Origin of the sequence: Ruegeria sp. HKCCA5839 (genome assembly GCF_013035585.1) — a bacterium.
Taxonomy (GTDB): Bacteria; Pseudomonadota; Alphaproteobacteria; order Rhodobacterales; family Rhodobacteraceae; genus Ruegeria.
Genome location: NZ_WQIE01000002.1, coordinates 761,739 through 779,414, shown reverse-complemented (window position 1 = coordinate 779,414; position 17,676 = coordinate 761,739). Strand labels below are relative to the sequence as shown.

The 17,676-nt window shown below is 55.3% G+C and carries 19 protein-coding genes; 6 read left to right on the top strand and 13 right to left on the bottom strand.

What is annotated here, in order from left to right:
* Positions 1–22: 22 nt before the first annotated feature.
* Positions 23–757, bottom strand: a complete 735-nt coding sequence (locus tag GOV38_RS09355) for a hypothetical protein (protein ID WP_171208871.1) — start codon at positions 755–757, stop codon at positions 23–25.
* A 458-nt stretch (positions 758–1,215) separates the two neighbouring features.
* Between GOV38_RS09355 and GOV38_RS09350 the strand changes: the two genes are divergently transcribed.
* Together GOV38_RS09350 and GOV38_RS09345 are read left to right on the top strand one after the other, a co-directional pair.
* The gene (locus GOV38_RS09350; RefSeq protein ID WP_171208872.1) at positions 1,216–1,596 is read left to right on the top strand and encodes a hypothetical protein; all 381 of its coding nucleotides are present in this window, start codon (positions 1,216–1,218) and stop codon (positions 1,594–1,596) included.
* A 925-nt stretch (positions 1,597–2,521) separates the two neighbouring features.
* On the top strand, positions 2,522–3,172 hold the full coding sequence (locus GOV38_RS09345) for a hypothetical protein (protein WP_171208873.1): 651 nt from the start codon (positions 2,522–2,524) through the stop codon (positions 3,170–3,172).
* 12 nt (positions 3,173–3,184) lie between these two features.
* On the opposite strand, the gene GOV38_RS09340 is transcribed toward GOV38_RS09345, so the two are convergent.
* Positions 3,185–3,871: a hypothetical protein gene (locus GOV38_RS09340; protein ID WP_171208874.1), complete on the bottom strand. Its 687-nt coding sequence runs from the start codon at positions 3,869–3,871 to the stop codon at positions 3,185–3,187.
* Positions 3,871–4,128 (bottom strand): hypothetical protein, encoded by a 258-nt coding sequence (locus GOV38_RS09335; protein WP_171208875.1) that lies wholly within the window; start codon positions 4,126–4,128, stop codon positions 3,871–3,873. Before GOV38_RS09335 ends, GOV38_RS09340 begins: the two co-directional genes overlap by 1 nt.
* 259 nt (positions 4,129–4,387) lie before the next feature.
* Here GOV38_RS09335 and GOV38_RS09330 point away from each other — a divergent pair, with 259 nt between their 5' ends.
* Positions 4,388–5,554 carry a TauD/TfdA family dioxygenase gene (locus GOV38_RS09330; RefSeq protein ID WP_171208876.1) on the top strand — a complete coding sequence of 389 codons (1,167 nt, stop codon included), beginning with the start codon at positions 4,388–4,390 and terminating at the stop codon, positions 5,552–5,554.
* A gap of 629 nt (positions 5,555–6,183) precedes the next feature.
* Here GOV38_RS09330 and GOV38_RS09325 read toward each other — a convergent pair.
* On the bottom strand, positions 6,184–6,702 hold the full coding sequence (locus tag GOV38_RS09325; protein ID WP_171208877.1) for a protein kinase: 519 nt from the start codon (positions 6,700–6,702) through the stop codon (positions 6,184–6,186).
* Between the two features lie 119 nt (positions 6,703–6,821).
* Positions 6,822–7,397 carry an integrase arm-type DNA-binding domain-containing protein gene (locus GOV38_RS09320; RefSeq protein WP_171208878.1) on the bottom strand — a complete coding sequence of 192 codons (576 nt, stop codon included), beginning with the start codon at positions 7,395–7,397 and terminating at the stop codon, positions 6,822–6,824.
* Positions 7,398–7,744: 347 nt separating this feature from the next.
* Here GOV38_RS09320 and GOV38_RS09315 point away from each other — a divergent pair, with 347 nt between their 5' ends.
* The 3 genes from GOV38_RS09315 to GOV38_RS09305 all read left to right on the top strand — a co-directional run bounded on the left by GOV38_RS09315 (position 7,745) and on the right by GOV38_RS09305 (position 9,619).
* Positions 7,745–8,566, top strand: a complete 822-nt coding sequence (locus GOV38_RS09315) for a helix-turn-helix domain-containing protein (RefSeq protein ID WP_171101216.1) — start codon at positions 7,745–7,747, stop codon at positions 8,564–8,566.
* A gap of 227 nt (positions 8,567–8,793) precedes the next feature.
* A complete protein-coding gene (locus tag GOV38_RS09310) occupies positions 8,794–9,102 on the top strand; it encodes a DUF1778 domain-containing protein (protein ID WP_171101214.1) in 309 nt (102 codons plus the stop codon).
* Positions 9,095–9,619 (top strand): GNAT family N-acetyltransferase, encoded by a 525-nt coding sequence (locus GOV38_RS09305; protein WP_171101212.1) that lies wholly within the window; start codon positions 9,095–9,097, stop codon positions 9,617–9,619. Before GOV38_RS09310 ends, GOV38_RS09305 begins: the two co-directional genes overlap by 8 nt.
* A gap of 527 nt (positions 9,620–10,146) precedes the next feature.
* Here GOV38_RS09305 and GOV38_RS09300 read toward each other — a convergent pair.
* Genes GOV38_RS09300 through GOV38_RS09265 form a run of 8 tightly spaced genes read right to left on the bottom strand, consistent with a single transcriptional unit; the run spans position 10,147 to position 17,608 of the window.
* Complete coding sequence (locus GOV38_RS09300) at positions 10,147–10,974, bottom strand: citryl-CoA lyase (RefSeq protein WP_171101210.1); 828 nt, start codon at positions 10,972–10,974, stop codon at positions 10,147–10,149.
* The gene (locus GOV38_RS09295) at positions 10,971–12,167 is read right to left on the bottom strand and encodes a CaiB/BaiF CoA-transferase family protein (RefSeq protein ID WP_171101208.1); all 1,197 of its coding nucleotides are present in this window, start codon (positions 12,165–12,167) and stop codon (positions 10,971–10,973) included. The genes GOV38_RS09300 and GOV38_RS09295 overlap by 4 nt, the downstream gene beginning before the upstream one ends.
* On the bottom strand, positions 12,164–13,612 hold the full coding sequence (locus GOV38_RS09290) for an aldehyde dehydrogenase family protein (RefSeq protein ID WP_171101206.1): 1,449 nt from the start codon (positions 13,610–13,612) through the stop codon (positions 12,164–12,166). The genes GOV38_RS09295 and GOV38_RS09290 overlap by 4 nt, the downstream gene beginning before the upstream one ends.
* Positions 13,609–14,304 carry a hypothetical protein gene (locus GOV38_RS09285; protein WP_217352078.1) on the bottom strand — a complete coding sequence of 232 codons (696 nt, stop codon included), beginning with the start codon at positions 14,302–14,304 and terminating at the stop codon, positions 13,609–13,611. Before GOV38_RS09285 ends, GOV38_RS09290 begins: the two co-directional genes overlap by 4 nt.
* Before the next feature lie 5 nt (positions 14,305–14,309).
* Entirely contained in the window at positions 14,310–15,299 is a 990-nt protein-coding gene (locus GOV38_RS09280; RefSeq protein WP_171101202.1) for an agmatinase family protein, read from the bottom strand.
* Complete coding sequence (locus tag GOV38_RS09275; protein ID WP_171101200.1) at positions 15,296–16,171, bottom strand: arginase family protein; 876 nt, start codon at positions 16,169–16,171, stop codon at positions 15,296–15,298. Before GOV38_RS09275 ends, GOV38_RS09280 begins: the two co-directional genes overlap by 4 nt.
* Entirely contained in the window at positions 16,171–16,845 is a 675-nt protein-coding gene (locus GOV38_RS09270) for a hypothetical protein (RefSeq protein WP_171208879.1), read from the bottom strand. The genes GOV38_RS09275 and GOV38_RS09270 overlap by 1 nt, the downstream gene beginning before the upstream one ends.
* Entirely contained in the window at positions 16,838–17,608 is a 771-nt protein-coding gene (locus GOV38_RS09265) for an arginase family protein (RefSeq protein WP_171101196.1), read from the bottom strand. Before GOV38_RS09265 ends, GOV38_RS09270 begins: the two co-directional genes overlap by 8 nt.
* Positions 17,609–17,676 lie beyond the last annotated feature (68 nt).

Below are 17,676 nucleotides of genomic sequence, written 5' to 3'. Positions count from 1 at the left end.
ATTTCTATGTTGACATATTGTTTTAGAAACTAACGCTTCCGGCCACGTTTCTTGTGTTCAAACCTCCAAACGAAATAAGCGACCATACATTGGCACCATCGGCGGGGTTACGTGTGAAGAGTTGAACGACATCCCCGCCATCCAATTGTGCGTAGGCCTCAAACGCTGGAAAGCTGCCAATGGTCATTTGGAAGTCGAGTTTCTTGTTGCTCGTGTCGAACAAAAAACTACCAGCATAGTAGATGTTGGGTGATGCAAAAACATGCGGGTTGTTTGCTTGACCCTCAAGTGTCACTTGTATCGCCCCATCAGCCTGCGCCGGAGTGCCCCAGAACATTTGATCTTTGCCCGCTGACTTGGCTGGGTTTTTGGCTGTTCCATCTGCACACCAATAGACATGCGTTGGTCCGGTGACATGCGATGGTGCTTCGGTGAGATTTCCATCAGAGAAGTTGACCGTGATAGACGATGTCAAGCGGGCGCTAGCCGCTGGATCAGATGAAAACAGTCTATGGTCAGTTGCGAAGCAGACACTAGCATCCGTGGGGTCCGGAATCATGAACTCTCCTTGGTGGCCTGGGCGAGGTCGGACGTAGCCAGGATTCGTTGGGTGTTCTTTAGGAATAAACGCCTTCACCCAAATTTTCAGTTCGGTCGCCGCCGCTCCGAACGAAGTAAGCATCATGAAACATAACGCTACAAATAGAAGTTCACCCAGCTTGGAAGCATATCGCCATAATCTAAGTATATTAATCACAGTATTGTCCCTCAAAATTGTCCGTAAGAAGAAATCTCTCTAAAAGTGTAGACCTTCGAATCGGGATCCTGCAAGTTGTGATTTTGTTTCGACTGAGTCGCCCGAGATCCCCTTATCCTTAAGTGAAAACGGCTTTGGGTTCTCGGAGGTTTCAGCATATTCGACACTCAGTGGTTCATTGTCGCGCGTGGCCACCCCACCCTATGACCGGCGATCTACTGTGCCCACGCCCTTTGGGCTCGCCCTTCGATGGATCTAAGGCGCTTTGACGGACTCACTGAAACAGTGGTGACTGCCATTTTCGACGAAAGACTATTCTTAAAGTGGCCGATCATCTTGTTCCGTGCTCACGCATGCGCGCGTTCGATCAAACCGGACGAAGTATGATAACATCTTGAAAATGATTGCTTTTTCACGATATCGTGCTTAGGTTGAGTTGAGGCCAAAAGGAGGTCTCAATGCCTACTCTTCGTTTTACAAAACGCTCTGTTGCAGAGCTTCCCCATCCCGCTGTCGGACAAAAACTATATCGCGATGAGATCCTTCGCGGCTTCGGTGTGCGAATAGGATCAAAGTCCAAAGTGTTTTTTGTTGAAGGTCAGGTTCAGTCCTTTGCGTTGTGGCTTACGCGCGAAAATGGAGATGCCAAACAACTGGCAGCCGACGAAATTGCGCAGGAACTACCCAAGTATATTACAAATGTGGTTCAGGAGCGGTTCGATGACTCAGCCTTCTTACGAGCGGAAGCACTTACAGTCTTAGTTTCAGCGTGCGAGGACGTGCATATCGGAAACGATGCTAAAGAGTGGTTGGCCAGTTTCGTCTACCATGCGACTTAGCCGAAAAATGCCGCAAATCGCCAGTAATTGCCTGAAATAAAAAGCTAAATTCTTGATGTTGGTGCCGCTGAAGGGACTCGAACCCCCGACCCCATCATTACGAATTTTGAAGTCCAGAGATTGGACGTGGCTTGCTCAAATCGCCTCGAGTTGGATAACACGTTACGATTGCTTGACTATTTCCGGCCCGAGTTTTGGATGGAGTTGGACGGCACTAGAGACCGTTTGACGAACATTCCCTACTAATCCCCTACTAGAGCAGCCCACCCCCATCAACGGGACGTCAATTTGAGGCCGGCTGGTCGCCCCTGGTTCGAACGAGTTGGACGGCTGTTTTGAGCTTCAGAGCGAGTAGCGCGAATATGGTACTCACCGTTTCCATGACCTCAGCAGTGCACACTTATGGCCCGCAAGGGATTTGCGCGTGGAAACGCAGAGTAGTGCAAAGTCGAGCACATCGCGGAGCGCCCGGATGGGACTAATCTCGTTCCCACCCGAAGGTGAAGAGGTGACGTTTGGAGCCGGTGCCCTTAAAGCAACTATAGCCCTGGCAAACTATGCCCAGGGCGAAGGGGTGGTCAGCAGCAGTCCCTTTTTGGGCCCAAATTACAGTGACCCCTGCTCCCGCATCTTTTGCGCATCTTCGATTGATTTTGAGATCGCTACGTCCCCGGGAGCCTAAGGCAAGTGATATTTTGGATTTCGTTGCGCCGTCCAGAGTCCAGGCCCTTGGATTTGGGGGATTTGGTCTCTAAGAAGTTAGAATAGACAAAGAACTTGGGCTGGGCGAGTGGGAAATACGTGCGTACTATTGGGTTCTGGCAGGGCCGCACAAGACATTTGCTCTGCCCTCGTCACCTCGGGCGAAACTGTCGATTTTGCATGTTGGCGAAGCGCAATCGAAGACCACCGGGGAAGAGCGACCGTGCCATGGTCTGTAACGATCAAGAACCTGGATGAATTCTCAAAACAGTTCCTGGAATTGGGCGCTGATCAAATTTGCCTGATTGGTCGTGTCCCACCGCGTGATTTTCGAAATCCAACCAAGTCTGGAAGTCTAAAGGCGCTTATGAGCGACGGGGCAACGATGCCGCGAATTCTGCGAAGGTTAGACGGACATTTGCGCGCCGCTGGGCTAAGTTTCGTAAATTTGTCGCGCGTGTTTCCGAGGTTTTCAGTTGATGCACTGGTTTCCCGGGAGACGAATGAAATCGAGAAGGATGTATTTTTAAGGGTCCAGCAGACTGCAAACAATGCGGCAGGCGAATTCATTCCAGACTCTGCTGTTGCTCTTTCGGACGGCAAAGTTGTCACTGAAGGGGAAGGGGGAATGGATGCCTTGATTGACCAGATCGCAATCGAGCCTCAGCTGTCGCCTCCAGCAGCCTTGGTCAGAGCTTGCCCTACTGGTCTAGCGGGCGTACTACCCTCGGTGATTGGCCCTCAGACCATTCAAAAATGCGCCAATGCAGGGATTCAAACCATAATTCTTGATGTGAACAGCACCGTTGTTGCTGAGCGAGATAGATTTGAGGTAGCCATGTCCCAGTCAAAAATTGAGATAGTGTCGGGTTAGCTGTCTGAAGGTCTAGGCGGTTGCGGCAACTGACTGATCTGGATCATTGTTTACTGCCTTCGTATCATCAGCCCCTTCAACCGCAATTCTCGCTAGCCACGCTCGGATATTTTCCGCCTTCGATTGGGTAGTCGGCGTGAATCCGTTCTCCATACTCGCTGAATACGACGAGATGTATCCTTCCGCATCTCGTTGGCAGAGAATGTATGTGTCCGGCAGGTCGAGAACACACGGCACAACGAATACTTGGGAACCGCGCAATGTGCCCCGTGCATATCTGACAACCCGATCAATTTCGTGATGCCTGACAATAATAACTAAGGTGGTTTCATTCGACTTGATCAATTCATCAACATCGCGTTTGCAGTCTTCATACTTGTCCAGAAAATCAACCCAATCAGTGCAAAGAAACCACGACTCACCCTGCGTGGTTACCGATTGTCCGGAACTCGGCTGTTCTATAATAGCGTCTGCAAGTTCCGTGAAATGAGCCCGGATCACCGTGGACACGTCCTTGCACGCAACGTCACCAAGCGAACACTGGTGATCATATAACCTCCGCATCGAAACTACGTCGAAAAAGTCGTCCGGGCCATTGATGGCGACGGTGACTGATTGCCGTGGTCGTTCAACAATTTTGCTCAGCTTGGAAACCGAAAGATTTAGTTGCTTTAGGACGATTTGATCGCGCGTGCTCATTATCTTTGCCACCCCCGTTGGCCGACCGCCACCTCTTGGATGCACCCAACCGAAACTTCAATCGGCTGGTGCATGACGCCCGCGCCCTTGTCGAGGTTACCCACTTCAATCGTCCTTTGTCCAGAAACGGCAGCAATTTCGTATTTCTGCCAAGTTTCGTTGATTAATGGTGTCTTTTGGCAGGGATTGTCGATGGCGGCAACCAGAAACCGGCGCACGGTTGATCGACAAATCTGCTTCTTGACTGATTCTGTCATATTCAACCGGCTTGATGGCAAAAAAATGAAATAATCTCAGAGACACTTGGGCACGATTGTACTTTTTTGCTTTGTTCTGCACATTTTTGATGATTTTTGTTCTTTTCTGTACTAAATGGTGGTCGGGGCCGCCGTCCAAAGCTGACCCCTACCAAACCCAACGAAGCTAAGTGCCGCTAATTTTGGATGTTTCACACTAGCACAACGGAACACTCCATCAAACGGTCGGATCAAGCTTCCTAAATGAAGGAACTAAGAAATGTGTGAAAACCCTTGTAACTTCGACGACTGCGAAGGCCCGTGTACAGACGGCTTCAAAGTCGAACTTTTCACAGCGCAGGCTGACGAGTTCATCGCCAAAGGGCTCGAACAACTTAACTTCGAGACACTGTCCGATGTTGTTGAAGCCGGCTTGCCTAACGCTCATGAAGTTGAGCCCGTCGTCGTCCAAGACTTTCGCAACCTCAAAGCGAACGAAGTAAGCCAAATGGAGGAGCAATACTTCGGCCCACATGCCAACGTGCACTTTGTCGTTATGAACCCGACAGACGCGCCAAGCTCTGGGCATCCACTTTTGGAAATCTGCACCCAGTTGCAGGATCATCTTCCGCTTTCGTATCCGGTCGAACATCCGATGGAAAAGCACCCAGAGGCATTGTCGCGCTTTGGCAATCCTGACGGCACGTTGAAGATCTACGACTTGGACACAAAGGACGGATCCAATGGTTATCGCGAACAAGCCGAAACTTCCGAAGAGTTCCTGGCGCACAACGATGGTTTAGGTTACGCAGGTGCTGTTGAAGCTGTCGCACTTTATGCGGATTCAGCGCCCGTCACTGGCGGATATACGTTCTTCTCGAACTTTGTTCACAAAGCGCTCTATTTGGCCGGCACGGATGAGAAAGCGTTTCGCTCGTTGTTCTTGCCTGACGCAATGACAGCGCTCCGCCCGCGTGGCAAAGGGGCAATTCGCGTCAAGACGCCGATCTGCTTCATCAACGAACAGGACCAGCCTCAGGTGTTTTTCCGGGTTCAAACCGGTGAGTATCAGATCTCGTGGCGAAAGGACGTCCCAGCGTTGCAGCGTGGTATTTCCTTCTTGAATGAGATGGCAAAGCCTTTTGCGGCCGGGTCGACATTTGTGCACCTCATGCGCAAGGGCCAAGGGAGCATTGCAAGAAACGGATTTGTGGTTCACGGGCGCACTGCCTTTTTGAATGGCGCGGCGCCAGACGAAAAGCGCATTCTCGCCCGCAAGTGGTTCATGACCGCAAAGCGCCACACCCAGTACAAGCATGTTCCAGGGATGCACATCAAAAAGACGTACGCATCAATTTATCCTGAACTCTTCGGGGAAGCGCGGTTGTATGGCGACTGGAACTATCGGCTGAACGAAGATCGCAATGTAAAGAACTTCGCAGCGTAGAAGCACAAATCCAGTAGATGCCAAATCGAAGGGCGTCGTCAGATTGGCGGCGCCCTTCCTGCAATGGGCAACCGGCACCTGAAACAAAGCCATCACACCCGCTACTCAAGCGCACGATATTCCGGTGGCCCATGCGTCGCACTGTTTTACCCCGACGTTCCAGGAATCCCCGATCAGGCAAGCAATTACCGGTATCATTGGGATGGGGAACGCGTGCCTCAGGTCGCCGATCGATCCGCATGCGGCGTATTTCTCATACTTCTCCCGCCGTCGCGACCTGCCTACAAGCCGATAAGGTCCAGTATGTAAAGCGCTCACTCAGGCAGTCACTATTCCGACAGAACTGTCTGAATTTGTTATCGACTGATGCCGGAACTTGGCATGATTTCTTTGAATGAGATTGAAAGACCTCTGTTTATGGGTTGCGACCTTCCGATGTATAGTCTGACGAACTAGAAGTCTCGGAGCACAATTGTGACTATTGCGGTAGCGTGGACAAGGAACATCTCAGGATGTGAGGAACTGGTTCTTGTTTCTGACAGTAGGCTATCTGGCGACGGTCGGTCTTTTGACGCTTGTCCCAAGGTAATCACGCTTCCTAGAGACGACTGTGCCGTAGCCTTCGCAGGCTACTCTGGGCACGGCTTACCACCCTTTGCCTGTGCCGAAATGCCGTAGTCAGTCAGCTTCGCTTCGCCGTTCTCGCCCAGCAAGATGTTCTGTGGCTTGATGTCGTTGTGGTAGATATCCAGCTCATGCAGGTACTCCAGCCCTCGGAGGGTATCGATTATGATGCGTACCGCATCGCCCAGGGGAATGAAGTTCCCGGAATTGACCAATCCTAGAGCCGACCCGTTGGGCAGGTAGTCCATGGATAATGTGACCACCTGTTTGCCCTTGAAATTTACAACGTCAGCCCCGTGAACCTTGACCAGGTTATCATGGTCCATCTTATGGCCGACTCTCGCCTCCTGAAGCTCGCTGTGGATCGACGTTGTGGACGGGTCCAGAAGCTTAACTGCGAAGTCTTGGTCCAAGGCATCGTCATGCGCCAACCAAACTTCACCAAAGTTTCCACCACCGAGCTTTGACTTCAATGTGTGCTTATAGACGTTGTCACCAGGGTCAGCGTTGAACTTGCTCGCCATGTCTCACTCCCGCCCCGAGTAAGCTGCAAGAATGGCGTCGGCCATGTGGTCGTTCCAGTACACCGGGGTGGCACCGACACGCGCTTCAGCGTGCTCTTTTGCCTGGGCTTTTCTGGAGGCTAGCGACGCGTAGATCTTAACTTCGACCGGCTTCTGGTTTTCTGCCGCGACCACTTGGGCAACTGCGTCCAGGTACGCAATGCTGTTTCGTAAGTTCCTTTTGCCTCGGCTTTCTTTAACGGCACCAGAACATCACGTGCAGTTATCTGCGCTATGGGCATTGATCCAATTTCTGCGCACAGCGTATCGTGAAGCCAACTTGTTTTAGAGAGGGTTGCCGACGCCCTTCCTTCTTTGCGCTTTTTCTCCAAAAGATCCGATGCTAACCGCGAAAAGGTAGCATAATGCTCAGCTACCTGTTCTGCTTTCTTCTTTTTAAATACTGCCGATGGGTCCTGGTTGACCGCTAGCAATGATCGAGCCTCATCGCGCTTAGATCGGGCCTGCTTCAATGAAACATCCGGGTATTTACCCAAAGCCAGCAGTTTCTCCTTGCCCAACCAGCGATACTTGAAGCGCCACAGTTTAGATCCATTAGGCTTTGTGAGTAGGAATAACCCGTCAAAGTCGGCTGTCTTGAAAGGTTTGTCCTTCGGCTTCAGCGCTCGAATCTTTGCGTCACTTAGAACCGACATGGGGGTACCTCTTTTCTCGATCGAAACGGTACCCCAGATTGATACCCCCTTTTGGGGTACACTCGGCTGGACCACCTGGGACGATGCCGGACATAAATCACGACGATATCCAGCAAAAACAAGCTAGTATCAAACGATTTCGGAAACAACAGGAAGATATTGTGGTGCCCGGGGGCGGAATCGAACCACCGACACGAGGATTTTCAAGCCAAAGTTTTTGAATATAATTCAATCACTTACCGGCGATCTCCGCGTCAAACCCCCAGCGAAAGATCAGGCACTTACCCCAATATTGTCAAACCGTATCCAAGGGCTGACAGGCGCTGACAAATTTGCGGGAGGGCGTTATGTCTGACACATTACCGTTCTGCAAAATTAAACTCCAATATCTGCTAGAAATGGTCACGGATCACGACCTTGATGACAACGCGCTGCGTGTGGCCCTCTATCTTGCTCTGGCCCATGCTGATCACGAAACAGGTGAAAGTCACCCTTCCTTTGAAACCATTGGTGCGGCTATCGGCAAACATGCGAAATCGGTAAAACGTGCGCTGAACAAGGTTGAAACGGCTGGCTACATGACCATTGAGCGCGGCACGAATAAGGGTAAATCATCTCGCTATCGCCCGACAGAGACCGCTCTTAAACGCGCTACAATTCGTCGTCGTGAGGGGGACAAGATTGTCCCGTTGTCACGCGCCAAAGGGGGGCATTCTTGTCCGCAAAGCCGGACAGGTTTGTCCAGCAAAGGGGGACAGGATCGCCCCCCGAATAGAAAACAAGAACTTAGAAAAGAACATGGGCGCGGGTCCGCGCCGGATTTGCCTGATGAAGGGCAATCCGGCGTTCCCCACGATCGACATCAACTGACATTCGTTCCAAGGGGTATCTGTTTCGTTCGAGATTGGGATGACAGGCTTTCCCGCGAAGGCATGCCTCCTCTGGAACGTCTTGTGCCGTCCGTGCGCCACGGCCAACACTTGGGATTTTGGTTGCCTGCCCGAACACCCGCGCCACTGGGGAGCGCAACATGGGAGGTGCAGAAGAATGCTTTGGAAAGGCTAGTCCGTTCTGCGCACGATTGGAGGGAAAATGCTGCTCTTGATACGGTCTCAGGAACAGCGTTTGTACCGATTTCAGTCTGCACTTCCAGGGCGCAAAATGGGTGAAGATTGGAGGCAATTTCATCCCATCCCGCAGAGCCATAAAAATAAGGGAAAAAATGGCGGAGGAAGATGGCAAGAAATAGGGATGATTACTTCACATGGATTTTCACCCCAAAATGCGCGAAAATCACCGCCTTCAGTTACTGTAAAGCCCCCCTTAACTCTCCGCGCGCACCAACCTTGACTTGTACGTACATTGTACGCTAACTTAGCGCAGTAAGGAGATCACCATGATTCAGGTTCAGGACACCACATCGGCCCTGCGTGAGCCGAAGTCACATCGCAAGGATTTGCGTCTCAAACCATCCGTTTTGGATGCGATTGAACGCGCCTCACTGGCTGTTGGGATGGACGCCAGCACTTTTATCACATCGGTCGCGTATCGTGCCGCGCAGGACATCGAAGCCGCGCAGCACAGGAGCGTTTTGCCCACGAAAGCGTTCGAAGCTTTTGCGGACGCCATTGACCAACCCGCCCAGCCAAATGCCGCACTGGCCGATCTGTTCGCCAAACGACGTGAGCTGATCGCAGATGACTAACCCGAAATTTCGAGTTGAGCGGTTCGACAAGGCCTCGCATGATCGCGGGGCTTTTTCTTGTGGCGTGGCCGGGATGGATCGCTGGTTCAAGGAAAGCATCACCGATCAGATCAAAGCCAACCGCCTGCGGGTCTGGTGCGCTGCGGACGCCGAGGGGCGCGTGGTTGGCTTTTACGGCCTGTCAGCCCATTCGGTGGAGGCGGAGGCATCTCCGGCCCTTTCCAGACGTCGAGAGCGCCATCCGATCCCGGCTATCTACCTGGCGGCGCTGGCAACAGACTTGACCGTGCAGGGACAAGGGCTAGGCGGGGCGCTCATGGCCGATGCTTTGGCAAAGGCGCTGGAGGTGTCCGAAACCATCGGCGCGGCGGCAGTGATACTGGATGTGTTTGAAGACGAACGCTTTGAGCAACGCATGGCGTTTTATACAAAACTAGGATTTCGCCCGTTGAACCCAGCGGATGATCCGAAACGACTGTTTTTGCCGATAAAAGCAGTGCTTGAGAACTCCATTTGACTAAATACAACGTGAATCGGAAATCATGATCCGAGCTCAATTTCGGGTGTTTCCCCCCAATCAGCTTAAAGCCGAGGACGTGCCCTGATAGCTAACTGAAAATGTTGGAGTGGTCAGAAGGTTTTTTAGGGAGAAACAGAAATTCGCCCTGCGGCAATCCGCAACATGTCCGCGATTTCCACGAAGGGTGCGCATGCGGAGAAATCAGTCATTCGGGCACCCGCGATAGATGACTGCTCTGCGGGACAAAGTGTGAATTCGCGGCGCTTGCACTAATGGCAGCTTGGTGTGCTTCGCTGACGTCAGAACAAGCGCGAAAACCTTTTTATTTTTTACTTGGATTGAAATACGTTTAAAGACTACACAAAGACAATGGACCTTTGTTCCGACTTACTTGGCGGGTCTGCCCCCAGGCGCGTGTCGGGATGCCCACTGTCCGAGACCGGCAGAACAGTCCACACGCCAGAGGGGCATCAATGCCAAGTTCGGTGTGAATTACGGCGTTGGCGCCATCAATGTCCATCGGCTCAGCTTTTCGACTTAACACCAATGTATTCCGGCAGAAAGCGCGGTGGCAATGGCCCTTTGTTGCGGCCGCCCTGCTGCATCTGCTCCCAGCCATGAGACAAGACGCCAACCGAGCGGGAGAGACAGAACAGACCACGAGAGAGCGGGGGTGGAAAACCCAGCTCACAAAAGATAACAGCTGTGGCCCCATCGATATTCATCGCGATCTCAGTGCCGCGCTTGCGTCCGATTTCCGCCTGAACCGCCTCACCGATGTCGGCAAACCGCCCATCCACCGTACCAGACTTTGCGGCCTCACGTACCAATGCTATCAACCGCGGTGCGCGGGGATCGACGGGCTTGTGGAAACGGTGGCCAAAGCCGGAGACAATCTTGCCATTTTCCGCACGCCAAGCGGCGATACCGTCGCGGACGGCAGCTTCCTGTTCAGCGCCGTCATCGATCCGTTTGGCGACGTCGAAATATAGTTCGGCGCATTGTTCACCGGCGCCGCCATGCACGTCACCCAGCATGTTGACCCCAGTGGCAATGACGTTGTTGAGCCCCAGCCCGCAGGTCGCGGCCATACGGGCAGCGGCAATTGACGGCGCCTGCGGGCCATGATCCACGCCCGCCACCAGCGCACATTCAAAAAGTGCCGCCTGTTCTGGCGTGGGCATATCGCCCCGCACCATGAGCCAAATCATCTGAGCAAAACTAACAGAACCTATAAGGTCCTGGATCGGGTGACCGCGGAAGGCGATCCGCCCTGGCGCCATGTCGATTATTGCGGTGCGCCACCAGTGGCGAATGTCATCGGCATCTTTGCGATCTGAGGGGGTCGTCATATCGCGCCATCCTTTGCCAGTTTTTCAATGTCATCCGGTGTAAGCCCCAACTCACTCCAGATTTCAGTGTTGTGCTGCCCCAATGTGGGCGGTGGCGCATCGACGGTGGGCGCACTGCCGTCCAGTTTGATCCCGGTCGTGGCGACCTGAATGTCTCGTCCGACGCCGGGGACGTTTTCAAACTGGCCGAGGAATCCGCGGTCTGCAACCTGCGGCATTTCCAGTACTTCCGGTACTGTCAAAACCGCTCCCGAGGGCACGCCGATACTATTGAGCTCCTTGGCCCAGTCGCGCGGTGGTCGGGTCTTTAACACGGCCTCAAGCTCTGTTTTCAGAGCCAGCCTGTTGCGTTTGCGATCCTCACGCGTGGCATATTCAGGACGTTCGCGCAGCGCGGCCAAACCCAGGTGGTCAGTCAGAAGCTCCCATTGCTGGTCCTTGTTGGCGGCGATGTTGATCAACCCGCCCTCGGCCTCAAACGCGCCGGAAGGCGCCGAAGTGGGATTCTCATTGCCGTTGGCGGTCGGATTGACGCCTGCGATCAGATAGTTCGACACCACCCAGCCCATTGTCGCCAGCACCGATTCCAGCATCGAAACATCAATGAACGTACCGCGCGGATTGGCGTTTAGAGCAGATGATATCGCAAAGGCTGCGGTGATACCGCCCACGGTGTCTGCCACCGGATATCCAACCCGCAATGGCGCGCTTTCGCCACCGCCAGTGATCGACATCACACCCGAGGTGCCCTGGATGATCTGATCATAGGCCGGGCGGTGAACCCACGGGCCCTCTTGGCCAAAGCCGGAGATGGCACAGTAGATCAGCGTCGGATTGACCTCCTTTAGGGTCTCGTAGCCCACGCCGAGGCGCGTCATGACGCCGGGCCGAAAGTTTTCCACCACGACATCTGCCGTTTCGACGAGTTTTAGAAAAATCTCCCGGCCCCGTGCGTTCTTCAGGTTGACTGTGACCGATTTCTTTCCCGCGTTCTGGGCCAGAAAGGACACGCCCATGTTGGCCTTGTTCAGCTCTGGGTCGGCCCCCAGTTGGCGGGCGAGATCGCCCCGCCCAGCGGCCTCAACCTTGACAACTTCGGCCCCCAAATGCGCCAGGTGGTGACAGCAGAACGGACCGGCCAGCACATTGGTCAGATCAAGAATGCGAATGCCCTTCAAAGGTGCCTGCGTCATTGTCCGCGCCCCTCGTGTACAACCTTTGCTGCGGTGAAAAACTCGCGGCAATAGCTGCCTTTTTCCGGCGCGCCATAAGAGGATCCTTTTCGGCCTGTAAAAGGCGCGTGAAAATCCATACCTGCGGTGGGCAGATTGACCTGTATCATACCTGCCTCAGCGTGCTGCGAGAAATGGTCGATCTTGGTCGCATCCCGCGTGACGATGCCCGCAGACAATCCAAATTCGCAGTCGTTGGCGGTGGCAAGGGCAGCATCATAGTCCGGCACACGCAATACAGCAGCGATAGGTCCAAAGATTTCGTCACGCGCCACGGCTGCCTGTGGTGACACATCGGTAAACAGGGCCGGAGCAAGGTAATGTCCGGGCGTATTCAATCTGACATCGCTGCCTCCTGCGGCAAGTGTTGCGCCGTCAGCCACAGCACCCTCGATGTAGCTTTTGTCAATGGCCAACTGCGCCTCACTGGCCACCGGGCCAATTTGCGTGTCCGGCGCGCGCGCATCACCGACCCTGAGATCTTTCATTGCCGCACAAAGACGGTCAACAAATGCGTCGTGAATACCGTCAGTGACGATCAGGCGGGAAGAAGCCGTGCATCGTTGGCCGGTTGAGAAAAAGCTACCCTGTAAAGCGCAGTGAACCGCCAGGTCCAGATCCGCATCATCCAGCACAATCAATGGGTTCTTTCCCCCCATTTCAAGCTGCATTTTGGCTCCGCGGGCGAACAGCGCCGCCCCCATATTGCGACCGACAGGTGTGGAGCCGGTGAACGTGACCCCAGAAACTTTGGGGTGGGTCACGATCGCCTCCCCGACCTCACGGCCTTTGCCCATCACAAGGTTGAACACACCCTCGGGCAGGCCCGCACGGGCAATGATGTCGGACAACATCCAGGCCGATCCGGGCACCAGTTCGGCAGGTTTGAATACGACCGTATTGCCATAGGCCAGAGCGGGTGCAATTTTCCATGCCGGGATCGCCAGCGGGAAATTCCAGGGCGTGATCACGCCCACAACGCCAATGGGCTCGCGCACAACCTTAAGCGACACAGCTTCGCGCAGAGATTGGTAAGCGTCGCCCGTAGCACGATACGCCTCAGCCGCGAAATATTTGAACAAATGCCCGGCGCGATGTGCTTCGGCCTTGGCCTCGGACAGGGTTTTGCCCTCTTCGCGGGCCAGCATGTCGCCCAGCTCGTCCACACGGGCAAGGATTTCCGACCCGATGCGGTCCAGTGCTTCGAACCGGACCAGTGGCGATGTCGCACGCCATTTCGGAAGGGCGGCAGCGGCGGCCTCGATCGCCTGGGCGGCCTGGTTGGCGCTAGCCTGCGCATAATCCCCGATTGTGTCATTCAGGTCGGATGGGTTGAGGTTTGGAACAGCACCACTGCCAGCGGCCCATGTTCCGGCGATATAGTTGGGAAAGGGGTCTGTAGTCATAGCTCTTCCTCAAGAACTGGTCGCCACCCGATATCTTCATGCCGGTGGTCGACAGTGTTCACGTAAAAAAAGGTCGGGCCATGATAGCCCCGGCATACCCGCCCATCGGCTCGATTGGCGACGGGTTCGGCGGTCCAGCTGACCGCCCCGAACCAGTTCCACAGACTGTTATGGGTGGAATTCAGATGATCCGGGCTAAGCGGTGCTGCACTATTGGCCGGGTCCGGCTGAGGCGCGCTCGCTACCGCAGCGCCGCCCACCAACGTATCCCATTCATTGGGCCCGGTCGCACCCTGATAGGGGTCATCGTGGGGCGTATCACCGCCAGTAAGCAACCGGCAGCGAAACTGCCTGCCATCAATCGACACCTCTGTGCCAAAGACATACCCGACATCGTCCAGATCCTGCCAGCTGATGCGGCTCATTAGCATCCGGTCGGCCACCAGATACCGGGTGCCTCCCTGTTGAAACACATGCCAGTTCAGGCGTTTGGTCGGGTCTTTGGGGCTGTCCGTGAGCGCCCAGTTGTCCCAATCCGGGTCACGTTCAAATTCCGGGAGGTTACCGGGTTGCAGACCCTCGTAAGGGCAAAGCGCTGAAAGATCCGTGATCCAGGGCCGGGTTGCCGGGGCAAGGATCTGTCCGTCATGTGATAGCCCACCCAGTTGCCGGGTGCCGAAATATTTCATCATAGCTCCTACACCGGTCGCGTGCGAAAACGGCGCAGGACCCGGAACAGCATTTCCGCCGCAAGGAACTCCGTGCGCTCTGAAGGATCAAGCGGAGGTGAGACCTCGACAATATCCAACCCGCCCAAGGGGGCCTCGGCCAACCCATCCAGCAGGTCGTAGTACTGACGCGGTGTAATGCCGCTATGCACGATGGAGCCTGTGCCGGGAAGGTAACCGGCGTCCATCGCATCAATGTCAATCGACAGATAGAGCTCATCGCATCCCTGCATGGCGTGGGCAAAGGCCTGACGCATCACCTCGGCCGCGCCCAGTTTTTGCACATCGCCAGCTGAAAACACCCGCCCCCCCTGTTCTTCGATCAGGGCCAGATCGCCGCCATCAACCCAGCCCGTGATGCCGACCCAGACCATATTGGACACATCAATGTTGGGCAGTTCAGAAACCCTGCGGGCATTGGTTGCGTGGTTGTGGCTGCCCCATGCGCCCAGCCTGTCGGAGAAATCCAGATGACCGTCGATCTGGATATACCCAAAACGCGCGTTTGGTGCGCGTTTGGCCAGCCCACGGGAATACCCCAGACAGGCTGGAAAACTGTTATAATGATCGCCGCCCAGTGCCAGAGGGATCGCGCCTGCAACGGTCAGCGCTTCGGTCATTGCGGCGATGGCCTGTGTCGTTGCATCAACGTCTTGCGCTGTGATCTCTGCGTCCCCGCAATCGATCAACCAATCGGTTGCGGGCACAGTACGGCGGCTTGTGTCAGGATCAAAACTGGCCCCCTGCGGACGAATGGATTGCAGAAGAGTTGTCGCCCTGCGCAATGCTTCGGGGCCGAACCTGGTGCCAAGACGGCTGGAATGTGTCCAGTCGCTCGGCATGCCCACCACGCCGATCTGGTCCGCACTGACGTCGGCCACGTCGCGTAAAGGCCCATCAAACAGCCGATATCCCGGTTGAGTCAGAGGTGGGTGGAACGTTGTAATCGCTGCAGTCATGTCAGTACATTTTCCTTGGAAGTAAGGCGACCCGGATGATCAATCCCAAATCCGAGGCGCGCATAGATAAATGCCAGAAGAGCCGTGACCATAAGTCGTTGGCCAACCTTCACCACACCCATTCCGGGCCTGTTCGGGTTCAGACCGGTCAACATGATGGCGCTGACCTCGTGCTGTCCCAAAAGCTCAAGCCATTGCACCACGGTCTCAAGATCGCAGCCCCCCAACCGGGGCCGGTCACACAACGCGCTGAGCGATGTTTCAAACACGGAAAGATCAAACCGCACAAACAGCGGCTTTGAGACATCCCGCCATTTGGAAAATGCTGCAAGCTGCGCGGCAGTATCCGGGTTGCAGGCCGTGCCCCCGCCGTTTGGCAAGGGCGCTATCTGAAAATCGCGCGCATCATTTGGCGTGCCGCCAAGCTGCGCTGTCTGACACTCAGGGAGCGCGCTTTGCACTGTCTCGGACAGGCAATCCGACCCACCCAATATGACGGCGCAGGCACCATTGCGGCTGATCTGACGGGTTGCCGCCCCCAATGCCGCGTGGATCGCGTCCTCAGACCCCGGCGAAATATCTCCGAGGTCACAGAGCCGCTGGTGCAGACCGTCGGTACTGATATCCTGACGTGCATCAATATCAACCGGGTGGCTGAATTGCGGGTTTGCGTGCCAGCCGAAATAGACCGAGGTTTCACGCAAGGCGCGCGGCGCCAGCGATTGCCCGGCATGTGGCGCGCTGGTGTCTTCGAACGGGACGCCCAGCACCGCCAGATCGCCGGGCCTGACATCACGGATTGCTTTGGTCTGAGCGCGCATGAACGACAGATGCCCTGCCATGCGCGGCAATGGGGCCGAACGTAAAGGCATCAGCCTGCTCCTTTCTCAAGGCGCTCAGTCACCGCCTGCAAGATTGCCTGTGCAGCGTGGGTCTCAGTGTGGCCACGACTATCCAAGGCCGGGGCAAGCCCAAAAACTGCGGCGGCGATGACATTGCCTGGGGTGGCGTCGATTTGCGCGATTATCTGTGCGGGCGACAGCCCGGCCAAGTGACGCGGTCGCGATATCCAATTGGCCGCAAGCTCTTGCAAATCCACGGACAGGACGACCGGTTGCGTGTGGGACGGATCGCCCGCAATGCCCTCTGTGGCCGAAACCACAGGAACGTCCGCACCCGTGATCTTTTGTGCCGCGATGCCAAGCGCTTCCAGACCGCTGGAATCGCCGCCAACCAGAACCATGCGTGCGCCGGTTTCCAGAACCGCCTCGCATTGCGAGATCACTGCGGGAAAATGCTTGTCCGGCTCAAGCGGGAATACATTCACATCCCCCAGATCAATGGCCTTCGCGGGTGCCGTTCCAGGCCGGTAGGCGTATCGCAACTGCCGCGCGAGGTAGCGTTGCTCTGGCGTTGGTCGGTCGAGATTGTCACAAAAATATCCTGCTATCGCGACCTGCCCAGGCACGAGATCCTCCAGATCGCCAACAGGTACGCCCAAAAAGCTGGGGATCGCATCAAACTGTATCTGCGCCACATCACCCATGACGCAATGCCGCGTTCAGGGTTTCAATGGCCGCCAGTTCCGACATGCCCCGCGTGTCGCGGGCAGGCGCAAGGCCAGTGATCACGATCGCTTGCCAGCGACAGGACATGGCCCCGATGACAGACACAAGCGTTTCGGGTTTCATCCCGCCGGGATTAAGGCCGACGCACCCTGCTGCATGCCCCAGATCAATGACCGATATGTCGATCCAGAGAACCGCACGCTCGGGCATATCAACAGTGTCGGCGCGCCCTTCATCCAACTGCCGGGCGGTGCGCCAGACCATCGCGCGCTGGCTGATCTGGTCCCAGACATAGGCGGGTTGCCCACCGTTCAACCCCACCCAGATTGTGTTTGCTGGTCGCGCCGCGATATCCTGTCGGGCCAGTGGCATGGCCGCGACAACCGGCAGATCAGGCAAGGCCCCCAGCACTGTCGAGGCAACATCTGACGCGCCCCCCAGAACAACCGGCACAACGTCGTGATCCACCATTTGTGTCACGAGCTGTTTCAATGCGCCGGACCAATCGCCCAACAGGTCCAGATTTCCCAGATCCCGGCCACTCACAGGCAGATCGGTTCCAAGCTGCCCGGTCATCCTGCGCAACGCATCCGGTGCCAAAGCGGCGCCGGAACGCGGTCCGCGATCGACGTCGCTTGGAACACCCAAAACCCCGACATCGCCTGCCTCGCATTGCGCAACCTCGCCAAATGGCAGACCAGCAAATCCATCTATCATCAATCGTTTCTGCGCGTTATTCATTGCCGGATGCTTTCATTGATTGCGATTTCCAATTGCGTCCGAACTGGCTACAAACAGTCACGGTATTA

Bases quoted from the DNA above. Each gene is read 5' to 3' on its own strand.
- GOV38_RS09350 (WP_171208872.1), top strand. From the start codon at position 1,216: ATGCCTACTCTTCGTTTTACAAAACGCTCTGTTGCAGAGCTTCCCCAT.
- GOV38_RS09340 (WP_171208874.1), bottom strand. From the start codon at position 3,871: ATGAGCACGCGCGATCAAATCGTCCTAAAGCAACTAAATCTTTCGGTT.
- GOV38_RS09335 (WP_171208875.1), bottom strand. From the start codon at position 4,128: ATGACAGAATCAGTCAAGAAGCAGATTTGTCGATCAACCGTGCGCCGG.
- GOV38_RS09330 (WP_171208876.1), top strand. From the start codon at position 4,388: ATGTGTGAAAACCCTTGTAACTTCGACGACTGCGAAGGCCCGTGTACA.
- GOV38_RS09325 (WP_171208877.1), bottom strand. From the start codon at position 6,702: ATGGCGAGCAAGTTCAACGCTGACCCTGGTGACAACGTCTATAAGCAC.
- GOV38_RS09320 (WP_171208878.1), bottom strand. From the start codon at position 7,397: ATGTCGGTTCTAAGTGACGCAAAGATTCGAGCGCTGAAGCCGAAGGAC.
- GOV38_RS09315 (WP_171101216.1), top strand. From the start codon at position 7,745: ATGTCTGACACATTACCGTTCTGCAAAATTAAACTCCAATATCTGCTA.
- GOV38_RS09310 (WP_171101214.1), top strand. From the start codon at position 8,794: ATGATTCAGGTTCAGGACACCACATCGGCCCTGCGTGAGCCGAAGTCA.
- GOV38_RS09305 (WP_171101212.1), top strand. From the start codon at position 9,095: ATGACTAACCCGAAATTTCGAGTTGAGCGGTTCGACAAGGCCTCGCAT.
- GOV38_RS09300 (WP_171101210.1), bottom strand. From the start codon at position 10,974: ATGACGACCCCCTCAGATCGCAAAGATGCCGATGACATTCGCCACTGG.
- GOV38_RS09295 (WP_171101208.1), bottom strand. From the start codon at position 12,167: ATGACGCAGGCACCTTTGAAGGGCATTCGCATTCTTGATCTGACCAAT.
- GOV38_RS09290 (WP_171101206.1), bottom strand. From the start codon at position 13,612: ATGACTACAGACCCCTTTCCCAACTATATCGCCGGAACATGGGCCGCT.
- GOV38_RS09285 (WP_217352078.1), bottom strand. From the start codon at position 14,304: ATGATGAAATATTTCGGCACCCGGCAACTGGGTGGGCTATCACATGAC.
- GOV38_RS09280 (WP_171101202.1), bottom strand. From the start codon at position 15,299: ATGACTGCAGCGATTACAACGTTCCACCCACCTCTGACTCAACCGGGA.
- GOV38_RS09275 (WP_171101200.1), bottom strand. From the start codon at position 16,171: ATGCCTTTACGTTCGGCCCCATTGCCGCGCATGGCAGGGCATCTGTCG.
- GOV38_RS09270 (WP_171208879.1), bottom strand. From the start codon at position 16,845: ATGGGTGATGTGGCGCAGATACAGTTTGATGCGATCCCCAGCTTTTTG.
- GOV38_RS09265 (WP_171101196.1), bottom strand. From the start codon at position 17,608: ATGAATAACGCGCAGAAACGATTGATGATAGATGGATTTGCTGGTCTG.